Annotated in this window: 17 protein-coding genes; 10 read left to right on the plus strand and 7 right to left on the minus strand. The window is 71.1% G+C overall.

The window, feature by feature from the left end:
* Positions 1 to 6 precede the first annotated feature (6 nt).
* Complete coding sequence (locus ACXRVZ_RS20920; RefSeq protein ID WP_457424445.1) at positions 7 to 1203, minus strand: glycosyltransferase; 1197 nt, start codon at positions 1201 to 1203, stop codon at positions 7 to 9.
* Positions 1204 to 1271: 68 nt separating this feature from the next.
* On the opposite strand from ACXRVZ_RS20920, the gene ACXRVZ_RS20925 reads away from it, so the two are divergent.
* Positions 1272 to 2330, plus strand: a complete 1059-nt coding sequence (locus ACXRVZ_RS20925) for a DNA topoisomerase IB (protein WP_457424447.1) — start codon at positions 1272 to 1274, stop codon at positions 2328 to 2330.
* On the opposite strand, the gene ACXRVZ_RS20930 is transcribed toward ACXRVZ_RS20925, so the two are convergent.
* Positions 2317 to 2952: a D-glycero-alpha-D-manno-heptose-1,7-bisphosphate 7-phosphatase gene (locus tag ACXRVZ_RS20930; protein ID WP_457424449.1), complete on the minus strand. Its 636-nt coding sequence runs from the start codon at positions 2950 to 2952 to the stop codon at positions 2317 to 2319. The two genes, ACXRVZ_RS20925 and ACXRVZ_RS20930, sit on opposite strands and share 14 nt — an antisense overlap.
* 119 nt (positions 2953 to 3071) lie before the next feature.
* Between ACXRVZ_RS20930 and ACXRVZ_RS20935 the strand changes: the two genes are divergently transcribed.
* Positions 3072 to 4241, plus strand: a complete 1170-nt coding sequence (locus tag ACXRVZ_RS20935) for a glycosyltransferase family 4 protein (RefSeq protein ID WP_457424451.1) — start codon at positions 3072 to 3074, stop codon at positions 4239 to 4241.
* Positions 4241 to 5413, plus strand: a complete 1173-nt coding sequence (locus tag ACXRVZ_RS20940; RefSeq protein ID WP_458232789.1) for a zinc-binding metallopeptidase family protein — start codon at positions 4241 to 4243, stop codon at positions 5411 to 5413. The genes ACXRVZ_RS20935 and ACXRVZ_RS20940 overlap by 1 nt, the downstream gene beginning before the upstream one ends.
* Positions 5414 to 5474: 61 nt before the next feature.
* On the opposite strand, the gene ACXRVZ_RS20945 is transcribed toward ACXRVZ_RS20940, so the two are convergent.
* Both ACXRVZ_RS20945 and ACXRVZ_RS20950 read right to left on the minus strand, forming a co-directional pair.
* On the minus strand, positions 5475 to 5942 hold the full coding sequence (locus ACXRVZ_RS20945) for a hypothetical protein (protein ID WP_457424455.1): 468 nt from the start codon (positions 5940 to 5942) through the stop codon (positions 5475 to 5477).
* Between the two features lie 165 nt (positions 5943 to 6107).
* The gene (locus ACXRVZ_RS20950) at positions 6108 to 6545 is read right to left on the minus strand and encodes a response regulator (protein WP_457424457.1); all 438 of its coding nucleotides are present in this window, start codon (positions 6543 to 6545) and stop codon (positions 6108 to 6110) included.
* A 116-nt stretch (positions 6546 to 6661) separates the two neighbouring features.
* Between ACXRVZ_RS20950 and ACXRVZ_RS20955 the strand changes: the two genes are divergently transcribed.
* From ACXRVZ_RS20955 to ACXRVZ_RS20980, 6 genes are all read left to right on the plus strand, one after another.
* The gene (locus ACXRVZ_RS20955) at positions 6662 to 7159 is read left to right on the plus strand and encodes a hypothetical protein (RefSeq protein WP_457424459.1); all 498 of its coding nucleotides are present in this window, start codon (positions 6662 to 6664) and stop codon (positions 7157 to 7159) included.
* Positions 7160 to 7203: 44 nt separating this feature from the next.
* Complete coding sequence (locus tag ACXRVZ_RS20960) at positions 7204 to 8175, plus strand: SDR family oxidoreductase (protein WP_457424461.1); 972 nt, start codon at positions 7204 to 7206, stop codon at positions 8173 to 8175.
* Between the two features lie 66 nt (positions 8176 to 8241).
* Complete coding sequence (locus ACXRVZ_RS20965) at positions 8242 to 8619, plus strand: DUF883 family protein (RefSeq protein WP_457424463.1); 378 nt, start codon at positions 8242 to 8244, stop codon at positions 8617 to 8619.
* A 9-nt stretch (positions 8620 to 8628) separates the two neighbouring features.
* Positions 8629 to 9105 carry a phage holin family protein gene (locus ACXRVZ_RS20970; protein ID WP_457424465.1) on the plus strand — a complete coding sequence of 159 codons (477 nt, stop codon included), beginning with the start codon at positions 8629 to 8631 and terminating at the stop codon, positions 9103 to 9105.
* Complete coding sequence (locus tag ACXRVZ_RS20975) at positions 9080 to 9550, plus strand: hypothetical protein (protein ID WP_457424467.1); 471 nt, start codon at positions 9080 to 9082, stop codon at positions 9548 to 9550. Before ACXRVZ_RS20970 ends, ACXRVZ_RS20975 begins: the two co-directional genes overlap by 26 nt.
* Positions 9528 to 10061 (plus strand): DUF421 domain-containing protein, encoded by a 534-nt coding sequence (locus ACXRVZ_RS20980; RefSeq protein WP_458232790.1) that lies wholly within the window; start codon positions 9528 to 9530, stop codon positions 10059 to 10061. The genes ACXRVZ_RS20975 and ACXRVZ_RS20980 overlap by 23 nt, the downstream gene beginning before the upstream one ends.
* A gap of 143 nt (positions 10062 to 10204) precedes the next feature.
* Here the strand turns inward: ACXRVZ_RS20980 and ACXRVZ_RS20985 are convergent, their stop codons facing one another.
* The 3 genes from ACXRVZ_RS20985 to ACXRVZ_RS20995 all read right to left on the minus strand — a co-directional run bounded on the left by ACXRVZ_RS20985 (position 10205) and on the right by ACXRVZ_RS20995 (position 13476).
* Positions 10205 to 10657 carry a PA2169 family four-helix-bundle protein gene (locus ACXRVZ_RS20985; RefSeq protein ID WP_457424471.1) on the minus strand — a complete coding sequence of 151 codons (453 nt, stop codon included), beginning with the start codon at positions 10655 to 10657 and terminating at the stop codon, positions 10205 to 10207.
* 105 nt (positions 10658 to 10762) lie between these two features.
* Positions 10763 to 13006 carry a response regulator gene (locus ACXRVZ_RS20990; RefSeq protein ID WP_457424473.1) on the minus strand — a complete coding sequence of 748 codons (2244 nt, stop codon included), beginning with the start codon at positions 13004 to 13006 and terminating at the stop codon, positions 10763 to 10765.
* Positions 13007 to 13158: 152 nt separating this feature from the next.
* Positions 13159 to 13476, minus strand: coding sequence for a BON domain-containing protein (locus ACXRVZ_RS20995; protein WP_457424475.1), 318 nt, complete (start codon positions 13474 to 13476; stop codon positions 13159 to 13161).
* A 362-nt stretch (positions 13477 to 13838) separates the two neighbouring features.
* On the opposite strand from ACXRVZ_RS20995, the gene rpoN reads away from it, so the two are divergent.
* Positions 13839 to 15305 (plus strand): RNA polymerase factor sigma-54 (rpoN, locus tag ACXRVZ_RS21000; protein WP_458232791.1); only part of this gene is annotated, 1467 nt, incomplete at its 3' end.

Genomic DNA, 15305 nt, shown 5'->3' on the forward strand with positions numbered 1-15305 from the left:
GGCGGTTCAGCCCGGCCGCACCGCCGCCACGGCGCCGGGCGGCGACGGCTGCCTGACTGGCGTGGCCCGCCGCCCGAGCAGGGCGGTGTATCGCTGCGTCAGCGCCCGCATGACGTGGGGCCAGTCCTGCGCCTGAGCGCGGGCCAGGGCAGTGCGGCGCAGCGTGGCGTTGTTACCGGCCAGGCTGGCATCGACTGCCTCGGCCCAGAGCCGGGGCAGTGGCTGCGGCACCAGCAGGCCGGCGTCCTTTGCCAGCTCGGCCAGGGCGCCTGAGTCGGCCGCGACCACCGGCGTGCCGCAGGCCATGGCCTGCAGCGCACCCAGGCCGAAGGCTTCCTGGTCGCCGGCGTCCACGTAGGCATCGGCGCTGGCCACCATGCGTGCCAGTGCGCGGCCGTCGTGCTCAGGCGGCAGTACCAGCACCTGCTTGCCTGTGGGCGGGCATGGCCCGCTGCCCACAGCCACGAGCAGGTGGCCGGGGCCCAGCAGACGCACGGCGTCCGCCAGCAATGGCAGATTCTTCCCGGCGGCAAAACGGCTGGTGCAGATGATCAGCCGGGTCTCGGCGCCGAGGCCATGCGTGCGGCACAGCTCGGCCGCCCAAGCGTCGTCGCGCGCCTGCGGCGTGAACACCGAGCAATCCACCCCCAGCGGCTGCACGGCCACGCGCGGCACCCCCCAGGCCTGCAGGCGTTCGGCCATGCTGCGGCTGGGCGCCAGCACGGCGTCGAAACGACGGTAGAGGCCGACAAGGTAGCTCCGCGCCAGACGCTCCGCGGCCAGGCCCACGCGGCCCTGGCGAGGGCCGCCAGCCAAGCGTGCGGCCAGCGTCGGCAGGTCGCTGTGGCAGAAGGCCACGGCCGGCACCTGCAGCCGCTGCGCGGTAGCCAGCGCCGCCCAGGCGAGCGTGCAGGGGTCGGAAGCCTCGATGACGTCGGGCGCCAGGAAATACATCTGCCGTTCGGCGCGCGAGCGGCCCAGCGCGACGCGGCCGCCGCCGTGCGGCACGGCCAAGCCGCCGCAGTCGATCAAGCCGCTGGCCTGGGCGCCCGGCGCGACGATGGAGTGCCGCCAACCCAGCGCGCGCAGCCGGTCGTGCTTGGCCATCAGCACGCGCCGCACACCGCTGGTAGGCCCCCAGAACGTTGACACATCCAGCAGATGCGGCGCCCGAGGTCCGAGCGATGGCGTGGTGTGTTCCATCCGGGCGCCTGGGCAATCGACGTGCCTGATTGCCCGGTTTTCCGGCATGCGTCCTGCTTCGGCGCGGCATGCTCTCCACAACCATCTCCGCGCGCCAGGCCGGCCTGCGCTGGACCAGCGACACGCAGCCCGGCCTGACACGCCGGGCAGGCCGCAACGGTTTCCAGTACGTCGACGCGCGCGGTCGCCGTGTGAAGGACGAGGCCACGCTGGCGCGTGTCCGCCTGCTTGCCATCCCGCCGGCCTGGGTCGACGTGTGGATCAGCCCGCTGGCCGACAGCCATCTGCAGGCCACCGGCCGCGATGCGCGCGGGCGCAAGCAGTACCGCTATCACGCCGACTGGCAGGCCGGCCGGGGCCAGACCAAGTTCGACAGCCTGCGCCGCTTTGGCGCCGTGCTGCCGCGCTTGCGTCGGCGCGTGCAGCAGGCGCTCGCCGGCCCCGATGAGCCCACACGCGAGCGTGTGCTGGCGGCGCTGGTGCGACTGCTGGACACGACCTGGCTGCGCATCGGCAACGCCAGCTACGCACGCGAGAACGGCTCCTACGGCCTGTCCACGCTGCGCAACCGGCATGCCGGCGTGAAAGGCGATCAGATCGAGCTGTCCTTCGTCGGCAAGAGCGGCGTGCGCCAGAGCGTGCGCCTGACGGATCGGCGCGTGGCTCGCATCGTGCGGCGCTGCCGGGAGCTCCCTGGCCAGGAGTTGTTCCGGTATGTCGACGAGGACGGCGCCAGCCACGCGGTCGACTCGGCGGACGTGAACGCCTGGCTGGCGGCCGCCGCCGGCGAGCGCGTGACGGCCAAGAACTTCCGCACCTGGCATGGCAGCGTGCTGGCGCTGGAGCTGACGCTGCAGGCCTGCGCCGAGGGCGCCGAGCCCTGCCGGCCCGCCGAGATGGTGGCCGCCGTGGCGCAGCGGCTGGGCAACACCGCCGCGGTTTGCCGCAAGGCTTACATCCACCCGCGCGTGTTGACGGCCGCCGAGGCCCTGGGCGACGAAGCCGCCCGCTGCGCGCTGCGCAGCCTGCCCTGGGCCGGCGCGCCGGCCACCCGGGCCGGTCTCAGCGTGGCCGAGCGGCGCTTGATGGGCCTGCTGCGCTCGCGCGCCGTCATCAAGCAGGAATGAGCAGGTGCTCCGGCACGTCGCCCCAGGCCGCGCATTCCACATCCGGCTGGCGCAGTGGCGTGCGGCTGCCGTGCTCTTCGCCGCCGGCCAGCAGCACGGTGCGGCAGCCGGCGCGGTGGCCTGCCTCGACGTCGTCCAGCCAGTCACCCACCATCCAGGAGCGCGTCAGGTCGATGCCGTGGCGTCGCGCGGCGCGCAACAACAGGCCCGGCGCCGGCTTGCGGCACAGGCAGGAGGGGCCGCCGTCCGGCCCCGGCGCATGCGGGCAGACGAGAAAGTCCAGCAGTTGCACGCCCGCCGCCTCGTGCAGCAGTTTTTCCAGCGCCGCCTGCAGCCAGGCGAACTCGGTGCGCGTGTAGTAGCCGCTCGCCAGGCCGCTCTGGTTGGTGGCCACCAGCAAGGCAAAACCGCGCTCGGCCAGCGTCACCAGCGCTTCTGCGGCGCCAGGCCTGAGTTTGAGCAGGGCCGGGTCGACGTTGCCCGGCAGGTTCTCCACCAGCGTGCCGTCCTTGTCGATGAACACCGCCGGCCGTCCCGGCGGCTTGGCGCGCTCGGGTGCCGACGTGTCGGCCTGCACCGGCGTGCGGCGCCAGCGCAGCGGGCCAGCGGTAAACAGCATCATGACGGGGTGCAGCGCAGGCGGCGTCGTGGCATGACCTTGACCCTCGCAAGCTGCGTGCCGGCGCCTGCGGGCACCGCGCTTGCCAATGGGTTTGGTACCCATGACCAAGAGCCCTGACCGTGCGTGTTGCCTACGTTACCGAAACGTTTCCCCCTGACATCAACGGTGTGGCGCTGACCGCCGAGCGCGCCGTGGGCCATCTGCGCGCCAGCGGGCACGCCGTGCAACTCATCCGCCCGCGGCACGCCGACGAGCCCGCCCGCATGGACGCCGAGGAATGGCGCTGCGCCGGCGCGCCCATCCCGATGTATCCCGAGCTGCGCTATGGCTGGGCCCGTTCCGGCGCGCTGCGGGCACTGTGGCGCCGCAACGGTGCGCCGCCCGACCTCGTGCACGTGGGCACCCCGGGCCCGCTCGGCTGGGCCGCGCTGCGGGCCGCGCGTGACGAAGGTATCCCGACCAGCGCCGACTTCCGCCTCAACATCCACGCCTACTGCAGCCACTACGGCCTGGGCTGGCTGGCGCCGGTCGTGCTGGGCTATCTGAAGCGGCTGCACGCCATGGCCGACATCAACTTCGTGCCGACGCCCGAACTGGCAGGCCAGCTCGCCGGGCAGGGCTTTGAGCGGCTGGAAGTGCTGGGCCGCGGCGTCGATTCGCGGCAGTTCTCGCCGGCCCGGCGCGACCTCGCGCTGCGCGACGAGTGGCGCGCCGGCCCCGAGCACCGCGTGCTGCTGCATGTGGGGCGCCTGGCGCCCGAGAAGAACGCAGGCCTGGCCTTGCAGACCTTCGAGCGCCTCAGCGCGCGCCGCCCGGGCCTGCGCATGGTGGTGGTGGGCGACGGACCGCTGCGCGCCCAACTGGAGCGCGCCCACCCGCGCGCCCGCTTCGTCGGCTTGCAGACGGGCGCGGCACTGGCGCGGCATTACGCCAGCGCCGACGTCTTCCTCTTCCCCAGCCTCACCGAGACTTTTGGGAACGTGACGCTCGAGGCCCTGGCCAGCGGCTTGGCCGTGGCCGCCTTCGACACCGGCGCCGCCGCCCAGCATGTGCGTGACGGCGTCAGCGGCTGCCTGGTGCCGCCCGGCGAAGGCCTGATGGCGGCCGATACCTTTCTGGCAGCGGCCACGCGCGCGCTTGAGGCGTCCGCGCCCGATAGCCCCTTGCGGCTGCAGGCCCGGCTGGCCGCCTCGCGGGCCGACTGGGGCGATGTGATGCGCCGCTTCGAGCAGCGCCTGTGCGAGGTTGCGGCCGGTCAACGGGCACCGCACTACGCTGCGGCGGCCTGATGGTTCCGCTCGCGGCCACGCCGCGGCAGATGCCGCAGCCGATGACGCCGCGCGCTTTCAGCTGCGCCTGCGGGCGGCCGGTATTCTTCCGCAACAGCCAATGCCTGGCCTGCCAGCGACCGCTGGGTTATGACGCGGCGCTCGGCATGCTGCTGGCGCTGGAGCGCGTGCGCTCAGGGGGCTGGCGGCAGGCCGGCCTGCCACCGCGCCGCGCACCGCGCTATGCGCGCTGCGCCAACCTCGACACGCCGGCGGCCTGCAACTGGCTGCTGGACGGCGCCGAGGTGCAGGCCGGCTTCACGCTGTGCCGCTGCTGCCGCCTCACGCGCACCGTGCCCGACCTGTCGCAGCCCGGCGCTGGCCTTTGGTGGTGCCGCATCGAGCAGGCCAAGCGCCGCCTGGTGTCGTCGCTGATCGGCCTGAAGCTGCCGGTGCGCGCCAAGGCCGAAGTGCCCGACGGGCTGGGCCTGGCGTTCGACCTGTTGCTGGCGCCACCCGAGGGGCCGGCCGTCATCACCGGCCACGCCGACGGCGTCATCACGCTGGACGCCTCCGAGGCCGACGACGCGCGCCGCGAGGCTCTTCGCGGCTGCCTGGGCGAGCCCTACCGCACGCTGCTGGGTCATCTGCGCCACGAGACCGGTCACTACTACTGGCAACTGCTCGTCGAGCCGAGTGGGTGGATCGAGCCCTTTCGGGCGCTGTTCGGCGATGAGCGCGAGGACTACGGTGCGGCGCTGCAACGTCACTACGTCAGCGGCCCGCAGCCCGACTGGGGCCAGCGCTTCGTCAGCGCCTATGCCAGTGCCCACCCGTGGGAGGACTGGGCCGAGACCTGGGCGCATTACCTGCACCTGGTCGACACGCTGGACACGGCGCGCAGCTTTGGCGTGGACGGCGAGCGCGTGGAGCTGAGCTACGAGCGCTTCGGGCCCGAGTTGCTGGCCGACTCCGGCGATGCGGATGCGGAGAGCTTCCTGCGCCTCATCAACAGCTGGATGGAGCTGACCGGCGTGCTCAACGAGATGTCGCGCAGCATGGGCGTGCCGGACTTCTATCCCTTCGTGCTCTCACTGCCTGCAGTGCGCAAGCTGCACCTCGTGCACCGTGTCATCCGCGCCCCGGCTCAGATGCCGGTCRCAGCGGCCGAGCCGCTGCTCCAGGCGGCCTGAGACTGCGCCTCAGACGCAAAAAAGGCCACCTTGCGGTGGCCCTTGTCTGGTAGCGGCACGCTCAGTTGCGGTCAGCGCGCGCGGGGCGGACGTAGGTGTCGGTCGTGGTGACGGCCGGCGCAGGCATCGGCTCGGGAGCGACCGCGACGGCCGGTGCGGGTTCAACAGCGGGCGCCGGTTCCGGCATGGCCGTCACGACGGGCGCCGGTGCGACTGCAGCGGGCGTCACGACCGTGGTCTTGGTGGCGATCGGGTCGTCGATGCTGCTGACGTTGCCGGCCTTGAGTTCCGTTGAGCGGATGGCGGGGTTGTAGGTGCTGCCATTGTTGGCGCCGGGGCCGAAGCGGCTACCGGTTTCGCTGTTCTTCAGGTCAGTGCCGTTGGCAGTGGCGTTGGAGATGTTGGACGTGCGCGGCTGTGCCGCACGGTTCTCTCCGGCGACGTTCTGGTCGTTGGTCTGCGCGAAGGCAAAGGTGGCTACCGAGACCACGGCAACGGCACCGGCAATTTGGGAAACGATCTTTCTCATGTCTGACTCCAGAAGTTGGTTGCAAGGCCGCCCGCCTCGGCCATACCCGGCGGCACGGCGGACATCTGCACAGTAGCGCCGGCGGGGGGGTCTAAGGTGTCAGACAAGGTGTGGTTGCCATGCAGGCCGTCAGGCGCCGCGCGCCCTGCCTGAGCCATGGTGCGCTCAGGCCAGTGCGCCGAATTGCGACTGCAGCACCTGTGGTTCGCGCAGCGGCCGCAGGGGCGTGGGCGGCATGCCCGTCAGCGCGCTCAGGCGGGCCAGCACATGCACCAGGTTCAGCGGCTTGGGCCACAGCTCGCAGAAGCTCGTGCCGGCGATCTCGAACAGCGCATCCGCCGTCACGGCAACGGCCGGCACCGTCTCCAGCCCGGGCTGCACGCGCAGCCGGCCCAGCAGCTGGCTGCCGTGGCAGTCAGGCAGGCCCAGGTCCAGCAGCAGCAGCACGGGGCGCAGGTCGGCCGCCATGCTCAGGGCTTCCGCGCCGGTCGTGGCGATCACCAGTTCAAGCTGCGGACAGCGCTCAAAGAGAGCAGCCATCAGCAGCGCGTTGACAGGGTGGTCTTCCACGTAGAGAACGGTGCGGCGATGGGGGTCAGACATGGCGGGCTCCAGGGGGAACTGGCCGTAATTGGCAAGCCGTGTGCCTGGCCCCCGATGTCCCCTGGCACCGCGTTTGCCGTGAGGGGGTTCCAGCAACTCAGAACAAGGGGACCGCCATGTCCGATGAAGCGCAACACAGCTTCGGTGTCTTCAAGCCGGTGGGCCATGTGGTCATCTCGTTGCCAGACGCCGCTGCGGCCGACCGCGCCGCCGCGGCCCTCGCCGGGCTCGGCCTGGCACCGGCCGCCGTGCGCCGCTATACCGACCGCGAGATGCTGCGCCAGATCGACGCCGACATCGCCAAGGCCAGCCCCATCGCGGCCATCGGCCAGGAGATGAACCTCATCCTGGCCCACCGCGTGCTGGCCGAGCGGGGCTTCCACTGGCTGGTGGTCTATGCCAGTGGCGACGAGCAGGCCGTGCAGATCGCGCGCGTGGCCGAAGCGCAAGGCGCCGAGCGCGCGCAGCACTACGGGCACTTCATCATCGAGGAGCTCATCGAGCGACCGGGCCACACGCCCCAGGTGGCGGAATCGCCCGACCGTGGGCTGGACGCGCAGACGCCGTCCGGCAAGGAGAGCGAAGCCGCCGAGGCGCGCCGGGCGGTTGGGTGACGCAGCGGCGTTTCTTGCCGCAACCCTGACACGAAAGGACCGCCATGAGCGCCGATGACGACACCTTGAAGACCCAGCGCCGCATTCAGCAACGCCAGGATGCGGCCGACGCGCGGCAGCCGCCCACGGAGAAGGACGGCGGCGCCGTGCAGGCCGGCGCGCGCGAGCAGCCCGAAACGTTGCCCGCCCAACATGTGGAGAAGCCCGGCCGCGAGGCGGAGCTGGAACTGGCGCCGCGCTTCATGGCGCCCGGCTACCGCGGCAGCGCCAAGCTGCAGGACTTCGTCGCCCTCATCACCGGCGCCGACTCCGGCATCGGCCGCGCCGTGGCCGTGCTGTTCGCCCGTGAGGGCGCCGACGTGGCCGTGGCCTTCCATTCGTCCACCGAGGACGCCGAGGAAACCCGCCGCTGCATCGAGGCCGAAGGCCGGCAATGCCTGCTGCTGCAGGGCGACGTGAAGAGCAGCGCCTGGTGCGACAGCGCCGTGGCGCAGGTGATCGCGCGCTTCGGCAAGCTGGATGTGCTCGTCAACAACGCCGCCTTCCAGGAACATGCCGCCTCGCTGGAAGACATCGACGACGAACGCCTGCGCGAGACGCTGGACACCAACATCGGCGGCTACCTGCGCATGGCACGCGCTGCCCTGCCGCATCTGAAAAACGGTGCCTCCATCATCAACACCGGCTCGGTGACGGGGCTGCGCGGCAGTGCCCGGCTGGTGGACTACTCCGCCACCAAGGGCGCCATCCATGCGCTGACCAAGGCGCTGGCCAGCCAGCTCATCGACCGCGGCATCCGCGTCAACGCGGTGGCGCCCGGGCCGGTGTGGACGCCGCTGAACCCGGCCGACGCGCCCGCCGAAAAGGTCGCCAAATTCGGGCAGGACACCGACATGAAGCGGGCCGCCCAGCCCGAGGAACTCTCGCCGGCCTATGTCTTCCTGGCCTCGCCGGTCTGCGCGGGCTACATCACCGGCATCGTGCTGCCGGTGACGGGCAGCGTCGGCGCCATCTGAGGGCCGGCACACCGTTTGCCTTGCCTCTTTGGTCGTCTCTTCCGTCAACCCTTTCCAAGGATCACCATGGCCACCACCACGCCTTTCCCGACTTCCTCCGCATCGCCCGCCACGCCGGCCACGGCGACCGTCAATGACATCGCGACCAAGGCCGACGACGCCGTCGACAAGGGTGCCGCCGCCGGTCACGATGCGCTGAACCGCGTCGTGCAGAGCGCCCACCAGGCCATCGACCGCCTGGCCGGCACCGCCGGCCCCGCCGTGCAGCGTGTGCAGGACGGCGTGCACGCCGCCAGCGAGGCAATCACCCAGAAGGCCCAGGACGCGCGCGAGCTGGGCGACGAGTGGACCGAGACGCTGCGCTCCACCGTGCGCGACAACCCGCTGACCGCGATTGCCACCGCGCTCGCCGTCGGCGTCGTGATCGCCCGCCTCACGCGTTGAGGCACCGCCTTGTCCGACGCCGCCTCCGTGCCCGATACGCCCGCGTCACCGGGCATGCCCAGCCCAGGCGGCGCTGGCGCAAGCACGCCCCCGGACTCACTGCTTCAACAGCTGAAGGGCCTGGCGCGCGAGCTGCCAGGCCTGGTCAGCGACCGGGTCGAGCTGCTGTCGCTGGAACTGCAGCGCGCGGCGCAGTCGCTGGTGCAGATCGTTGTGCTGACGGTGGCCATCGGCATCCTCGGCGTGACGGTCTGGTTTGCGCTGTGGGCTGCGCTGATCTCGCTGCTGGTGCACGGTGGCATGCCGCTGCTGGCGGCCCTGCTGTTGACGGTCGGCATCAACGGGCTCGTCATCGCGGTCGCGGTCGGCCGTGTGCGCAAGCTGCTGCCGCGCCTGCAACTGCCCGCCACGCGACGCCATCTGATGGTGCCGCCCAACCCTCGTCCGGAAGACCCAACCGATGAACGCTCCGCTGTCCCGCACTGAGATCGAGGCCGACATCGACGCCCGTATCTGGCTGGCTGAGGAACAGCTCGTCGCGCGCGAAGCGAGGCTGCGTCGCGGCATGACGGCCCTGGGCCGCCAGGTCCACGAGGCCACGCGGCCGGCCCGGCTGCTCCAGCCCGCCTTGCTGACCGCCGCCGTCGCGGTGATCGTGCTGGCGTGGCCATCGCGCAAGGCCTCGCCGGTGCGTGCGACACAGCAGCAGCCGGGCACGGCCGCCGCGGCCGTGGCGCGGCCGGCGCTGTTCGTGCTGCTGGCCGGCATCCCCTGGACGCGCTTGCTCAGCCACGCCTGGCCCTTGCTGCCTGGGCGCTGGCGCGAGCGACTCAATCCCGCCACGGCGGCAAGCATGCTGACGTTCGGCCTGCCGTTGCTGGAGGGTTGGCTCACCCGGCGGCGCCATGATGAGCCTGCCGGACCTCGCTGAGCTGCTGCGCTTTGACGTCTCGCCGCTGGAATTGCTGCTGCGCGGCAGCGCGATGTACTGGTTCCTGTTCCTGCTGTTCCGCTTCGTGCTGCGGCGCGACACGGGTTCCATTGCCATTGCCGACATCCTGCTGCTGGTATTGATTGCCGACGCCTCGCAGAACGCGATGGCGGGCGGCTACACCACGCTGGCCGAAGGCGCCGTGCTGGTGGCCACGCTGGCAGGCTGGAACTGGCTGCTGGACTGGGCCAGCTACCGCTTCAAGGCCGTGCGCCGCTTCGTCGAGCCGCCACCCGTCGTGCTGGTGCGCCATGGCCACCTGATGCGGCGCGCCATGCGCAGCGAGCTGGTGACGGTGCCGGAGCTGATGGCCAGCCTGCGGGCACATGGCGTCGACAAGCTCGCCGAGGTCAAGATCGCCCGCATGGAGCCGGATGGCGGCATCAGCGTGATCCGGGAGTCGAATGCGGACGACGAAAGCGGTGGCAACCGCCGCTCTCCCTTGGGTTGAGCCTTCGGGGCCGAGCGCCGGGCCGCTCCCAAGCCGGCCCGTCTGGCGATGTGCATGCGGCTCAATGCCGCATGCATCGCCGTCCCCTCGGGGGACCGGCTAGGTACGCGCCGCGTTCAGCGACGCGTGACTGGACGAGGTGCTCAAACAGCTTCTCGGGCAGCGTCCCGCAACGTCCGGATCTGCAGGTGGTTGCGCTTCACACCCTCGTACTGCCGCTCGACGGCCACACGCACGTCCGGCGGCAGGGCTTCGTCCAGCGCTTCGCGGTAGGACTTCAGCGCGCTGTCTTCGCCGCGCTCGGTCTCTTCCAGAATGGCCTTGTCCGTGTAGCCGGCCAGCGTGCCCTTCACGGCCACCCAGCCGCGGTGCAGTGCGCCGGCAGCCGTGCCGCCGTCCTCGGCGTCGCCGCCCAGGCTCACCACCAGTTGCTGCAGCTCGGAAGCCGCCTGGCGGCATTCTTCGGCGCGGCTCGTGAAGCTCTGCTTCAGCGTGGGGTCCTTCAGGTATTCGGCCGACGTGCGGAAGCCGTACTCGCCGTCCTTGCTGGTTTCGATGAGGTCGTTCAGTGTGTCGATGATGTCGTCGTTGCTCATGGCAAGGTCCTTTCAGGGGGGTGGAGAAGGCGCTGTGCCGCAATAAACCGGCTCAGCACGCAGACCACTCTTCGGCAGGTGGCGTGCCTGCCCCTGACCTTGGCGCTAAGGCTTTGCCGAGCGGGCAACGGCCAGCGCGGCCTGCAACGCCGCCAGCAGTTCGGCCGGTGCGCAGGGCTTGCGCAGCACGGTGAACTCGCCCTCGGCCATCGGCCGGTTGGTGAAGCCGCTGATCAGCACCACGGGCAGACCGGGCCGCTGCTCGCGCAGGTGCCGCGCCAGGGCCACGCCGTCCAGCGTGCCGGGCATGACGATGTCGCTCAGCACGACGTCGATGCTGGCGCCGGCAGCCAGCAGGCGCAGCGCGGCGTCGGCCTGGGTGGCCCGCATGACGCGTGCGCCATGGGCCTTCAGCAGCGCGGCGGTGACGTCGCCCAGGGCTTCGTCATCCTCGACGAGCAGCACCGCGGCGCCATCCATGCTTTGCGGGGCTGCCTGTGCCTGGGCTGGCTGCGGGCGTGCCTCTTCGTTGCCGGCCACGGGCAGCAGCAGCGATACCGTCGTGCCCAGGCCCGGCGTGCTGGCCAGGCGCGCAGCGCCGCCAGACTGCGTCGCAAAGCCGTAGACCTGGCTCAGCCCCAGGCCGCTGCCCTGGCCCACTGGCTTGGTCGTGAAGAAGGGCTCAAAGGCGTGCGCGGCGAGGTCGTTGTCCATGCCGATGCCGTCGTCACTGACGGTCAGCAGCACGTAGTCGGCGGGCAGGAGTTGCGGCAAACCTTCCAGGTCCTCCTTCGTCGCCATGCAGGCGCGCAGGCGCAGCTCGCCGCCGGAGGGCATGGCGTCGTGAGCATTGAGCGCGAGGTTGACCAGGGCCAGGTCCAGCTCGCTGGTGTCCACGCGCACGGGCTGGACGTCCGGCGCCACGTTCACCTGGATGGCGATGCGCCGGCTCAGCACGCTGCGCAGCAGCTCCTGTACGTCGGGCAGGTAGCGGGCGAGCGACAGCGTCTGCAGGCGCACGCCGGGGCGCCGGCCCGAGACGCGCAGCAGATGCTGGGTGAGCTGGCTGCCCTTGTCCACGGCCCGCTGCGTCGCGCCCAGCGGCCCCTGCAGCTCGCCGGCGGCGGCGTGGCGCAGTATCAGGTGCATGCTGTTGCTGATGATGCCCAGCAGGTTGTTGAACTCATGTGCCACGCCGCCCGTCAGTCGGCCCAGCGCCTCCACGCGCTGGCTCTGCGCGGCGCGTTGCTCCACCAGCCGCGTGCGCTCCTCGGCATGGGTCACGCTGTGCTCCAGTTCGTGCTGCGCGCCGGCCATGCTGCGGCCGGCGACGGCCAGTGCATCCGCGACTTCGTCGCATTCCACCATGCCGGTCGCACCGGCCTGCACAGGCCGGCCGGCCTGCAGGGCCTGGGCCGCTTCCTTCAAGGTGCGGATGGGATGCTCGATGCGCCGCGCCACCCACATTGCGCCGGCCACGGCCAGGGCCAGCAGGGCCAGCGCGCCGACGACGAGGCGCACCACCTCGGCGGGCAGGCTCCCGGCAAAGGCCTCGCGCGGCATGGCGCTGACATAGCTCCAGCCCAGCGGCGACGTGCTGAAGTAGCCCGTCGTGGGCACACCGTCCAGCGAGACCGAACGGAAGCTGCCCTCCCGCGCTGCGGCCATGTTGGCGCGAATGTCGGCGCCCACGATGCGGCCGGTATAGGCGCTGCCGCCCGGCTGGCGCGTGACGACGCGACCTCCGTTGTCCACCACCGTGCCTATCCAGCCCGGGTTGGCCTGGGCCTGCACGATGCGCTGCAGCTCCGACGGCCGCACCGTGACCACCAGGTTGTAGAGGAGCTGGCCGTTGCGTCGCACCGGCTCCACCCAGGCGCCGTAGGGTTCGGTCGCCTCCGGGCTGGCGAGGCCGACCGCCGCCTTCTGCAGCGGCTGCATCAGTGCCGTCGGGCTGAGCGCGGCCGGGCCGGGAGCCTCGCCGCTGTTGCCCTGCGGCAACCGGGTGCTCAGCAGCACGCGGCCGGGCGCACGCAACTCCACCCAGCCGTCCAGCCCCTGCATGGCGCGCCGCGCCTGCTGCTCGAAGGCCAGCAGCCGCGCCGGCTCCAGCGGCACCGGCTCGTCCAGCGCGGGCGACTGCGACAGCACGTGGGCGATGGTCGCGCGGCGCGACAGTTCGCCGTCCACCAGCATGGACAGCGCCCGCGCCGTGTCGCGCAGATAGCGCTCGTGCGCCTCGCGCTCCGCCTCGTAGGTGCTGACGATCAACCAGCCGAAGCCCAGCATGCCAGGCAGCAGCACGGCCAGCACGAGCAACAGCAGACGGGAGCGGATGGTGACGGGCATCGAAAGGCGCGGCGATCGCCAACCCGGCACGGGCAGGCGCAACGTCAGGGGCGCGAGCGTATCGCTATGTGGCAAGGGCAGCATCCCCGCGCGTCCGGCAAGCCGCACGCCTGCCGCCGATGCAAACGTTTCTGGGCCGCCGGCCGAAGGCGTCAGTTCGTGGCGGGTCGCACGATGATGTTGTTGCGCACTTCCTTCACGTCAGGCACGGCCCGCGCGAGCTGGCCGGCGCGGTCCTTCTCGGCCTGCGACGTGGCGAAGCCGGCGAGTTGCACCGTGCCCTTGAGTGCCTCCACCTGGATGCGCATGGCGCTGACGCCCGGGTCCTCGGCAAAGCGGGCCTTGACGCGCGTGGCGACGGTGGCGTCGTCGACGTACTGGCCCACGGTGCTCTGGCCGCTGGTGACGGCGCAGCCGGTGGTGGCCAGTGCGCTCAGGGCGACCAGGGTGGCAATGAGGATGTTCTTCATGGGGTGTCTCCTAGAGGCGAGCGGGGTGCGCGCCAAGCGGGAAACGCAAGGTGCGTGCCCAGCTTGCTCTGCAGGCGCCAGCGACGCAGATTCAACGGCGACGCCCTGTAACTCGATGTGCCGGGGCTCTCGCCGGGGGGTGCAGGCTTTACCGACTTTCACGCGCCCGATCGGGGGTGATCGGTAAATCCTTCGCGCCGTCCTTTGCAAACGCTGCCGCCCCGCCGGAACAGCCCCGCAAATACAGGGGGCCGAGCCACTTGCTAGCTAGGGATCCCGAGCGGCACGGAGGTTGCGTAAACCTGAGCTGAACCGCGTGGCACGGCCGCGCGGTGCCTCAGCCAAGTTGTAGAGGAACGCCCGTGAATTCTCTGGACATCCGTGCCGAGCACCGACAGACACAGACCTTGTCGCCCCGCCTGCAGCACGCCGTGCGCCTGCTGCAGATGTCGTCGCTGGACTTCGCCGCCACGCTGCGCGACACCCTGGGCAAGAACCCTTTCCTGGAGGTGGAGGACGGCGACGGTGCCGACGGTGCGCCGCCGCCCGTCGGCGCACCGGACGGCGAGGCCTTGCACGCCGGACTGTCGGACGGCGCGGCCCACGCCGTGGCCGAAGCGCCGGATTTGGGCGCAGATGCCGACTTGCCGGGCCCCGCCGACGCCGACCGCGATCTGCCCATGGATATCGACATGGACATGGACATGAACAGCGACCGCGAGCTGTGGGCCGCCGACGGCGGGTCGGGCCAGAAGCGCGCCGAGGACGGCGAGCTCAGCGCGCTGGACCTGATGGCCGTGGAAACCTCGCTCAACGACCACCTGCGGGGTCAACTCAATGTGCTGCCGCTGTCCGAGCGCGACCTGCTGCTGGCGCATGCCATCGTCGAATCGCTGGACGACGACGGCTATCTGCGCACGCCGCTGCAGGAGCTGATCGGCGTGGCCGGGGTGGACCCTTTGCCCGACCTGCAGGAGATGCAGATCGCGCTGAAGCGCGTGCAGGCACTGGACCCGGCCGGCGTCGGCGCGCGTGACGTGGGCGAATGCCTGCTGCTGCAACTGCCGGCCATCACCTGCGACGAGACCCGCGCGCTGGCCCGGACCATCATCAGCGACCACCTGCCCGCGCTGGCGGCGCGTGACGTGGCGGGGCTGTCGCGTCATCTGGGCCAGCCGGCGGCGCAGGTCGAGGCCGTCTGCGACCGCATCCGCCGGCTGGACCCGCGGCCGGGCTGGCGTGTGGGCACCTCCCATGTGCCCTACGTCGTCCCCGACGTGATCGTGAAGAAGGTGCGCGGCCAGTGGACGGTGCAGCTCAACCCGGCGGTGGTGCCCAGGGTCAGGCTCAACCAGGTCTACGCCAAGCTCTTCCAGCGCCACCGCACGCCGGCCAATTCGGAGCTGGGCGCCCATCTGCAGGAGGCGCGCTGGACGCTGCGCAACGTCGAGCAGCGCTTCTCGACCATCCTGGACGTGGCCGAGGCCATCGTGAAGCGGCAGCAGAACTTCCTGGACTACGGCGCCATGGCCATGAAGCCGCTGGGGCTCAAGGAGATTGCCGACGAGGTGGGCATCCACGAGAGCACGGTCTCGCGCGTGACCAACAACAAATACATGGCCACACCGGTGGGCGTGCTGGAGCTGAAGTACTTTTTCAGCCGCGCCATGATCAGCGCGAACGGCAGCGCCTGCTCGGGCACGGCCATACGCGGGCTGATCAAGGACATCATCGAGGCCGAGACCCACGAGGCGCCGCTGTCCGACGCCGAGATCACGCGCCAGCTCGCCGAGCAGGGCCTGATGGTGGCACGACGCACCGTCACCAAG

The sequence above is a fragment of the Roseateles sp. P5_E8 genome, from assembly GCF_054177665.1.

What these genes read in the sequence shown, in the direction of transcription:
- ACXRVZ_RS20925 (WP_457424447.1), top strand. Translation starts at nt 1,272, where the DNA reads ATGCTCTCCACAACCATCTCCGCGCGCCAGGCCGGCCTGCGCTGGACC.
- ACXRVZ_RS20980 (WP_458232790.1), top strand. Translation starts at nt 9,528, where the DNA reads ATGAGCCTGCCGGACCTCGCTGAGCTGCTGCGCTTTGACGTCTCGCCG.
- ACXRVZ_RS20990 (WP_457424473.1), bottom strand. Translation starts at nt 13,006, where the DNA reads ATGCCCGTCACCATCCGCTCCCGTCTGCTGTTGCTCGTGCTGGCCGTG.
- ACXRVZ_RS20945 (WP_457424455.1), bottom strand. Translation starts at nt 5,942, where the DNA reads ATGAGAAAGATCGTTTCCCAAATTGCCGGTGCCGTTGCCGTGGTCTCG.
- ACXRVZ_RS20985 (WP_457424471.1), bottom strand. Translation starts at nt 10,657, where the DNA reads ATGAGCAACGACGACATCATCGACACACTGAACGACCTCATCGAAACC.
- ACXRVZ_RS20995 (WP_457424475.1), bottom strand. Translation starts at nt 13,476, where the DNA reads ATGAAGAACATCCTCATTGCCACCCTGGTCGCCCTGAGCGCACTGGCC.
- ACXRVZ_RS20975 (WP_457424467.1), top strand. Translation starts at nt 9,080, where the DNA reads ATGAACGCTCCGCTGTCCCGCACTGAGATCGAGGCCGACATCGACGCC.
- ACXRVZ_RS20960 (WP_457424461.1), top strand. Translation starts at nt 7,204, where the DNA reads ATGAGCGCCGATGACGACACCTTGAAGACCCAGCGCCGCATTCAGCAA.
- ACXRVZ_RS20950 (WP_457424457.1), bottom strand. Translation starts at nt 6,545, where the DNA reads ATGTCTGACCCCCATCGCCGCACCGTTCTCTACGTGGAAGACCACCCT.
- ACXRVZ_RS20930 (WP_457424449.1), bottom strand. Translation starts at nt 2,952, where the DNA reads ATGATGCTGTTTACCGCTGGCCCGCTGCGCTGGCGCCGCACGCCGGTG.
- ACXRVZ_RS20920 (WP_457424445.1), bottom strand. Translation starts at nt 1,203, where the DNA reads ATGGAACACACCACGCCATCGCTCGGACCTCGGGCGCCGCATCTGCTG.
- ACXRVZ_RS20955 (WP_457424459.1), top strand. Translation starts at nt 6,662, where the DNA reads ATGTCCGATGAAGCGCAACACAGCTTCGGTGTCTTCAAGCCGGTGGGC.
- ACXRVZ_RS20965 (WP_457424463.1), top strand. Translation starts at nt 8,242, where the DNA reads ATGGCCACCACCACGCCTTTCCCGACTTCCTCCGCATCGCCCGCCACG.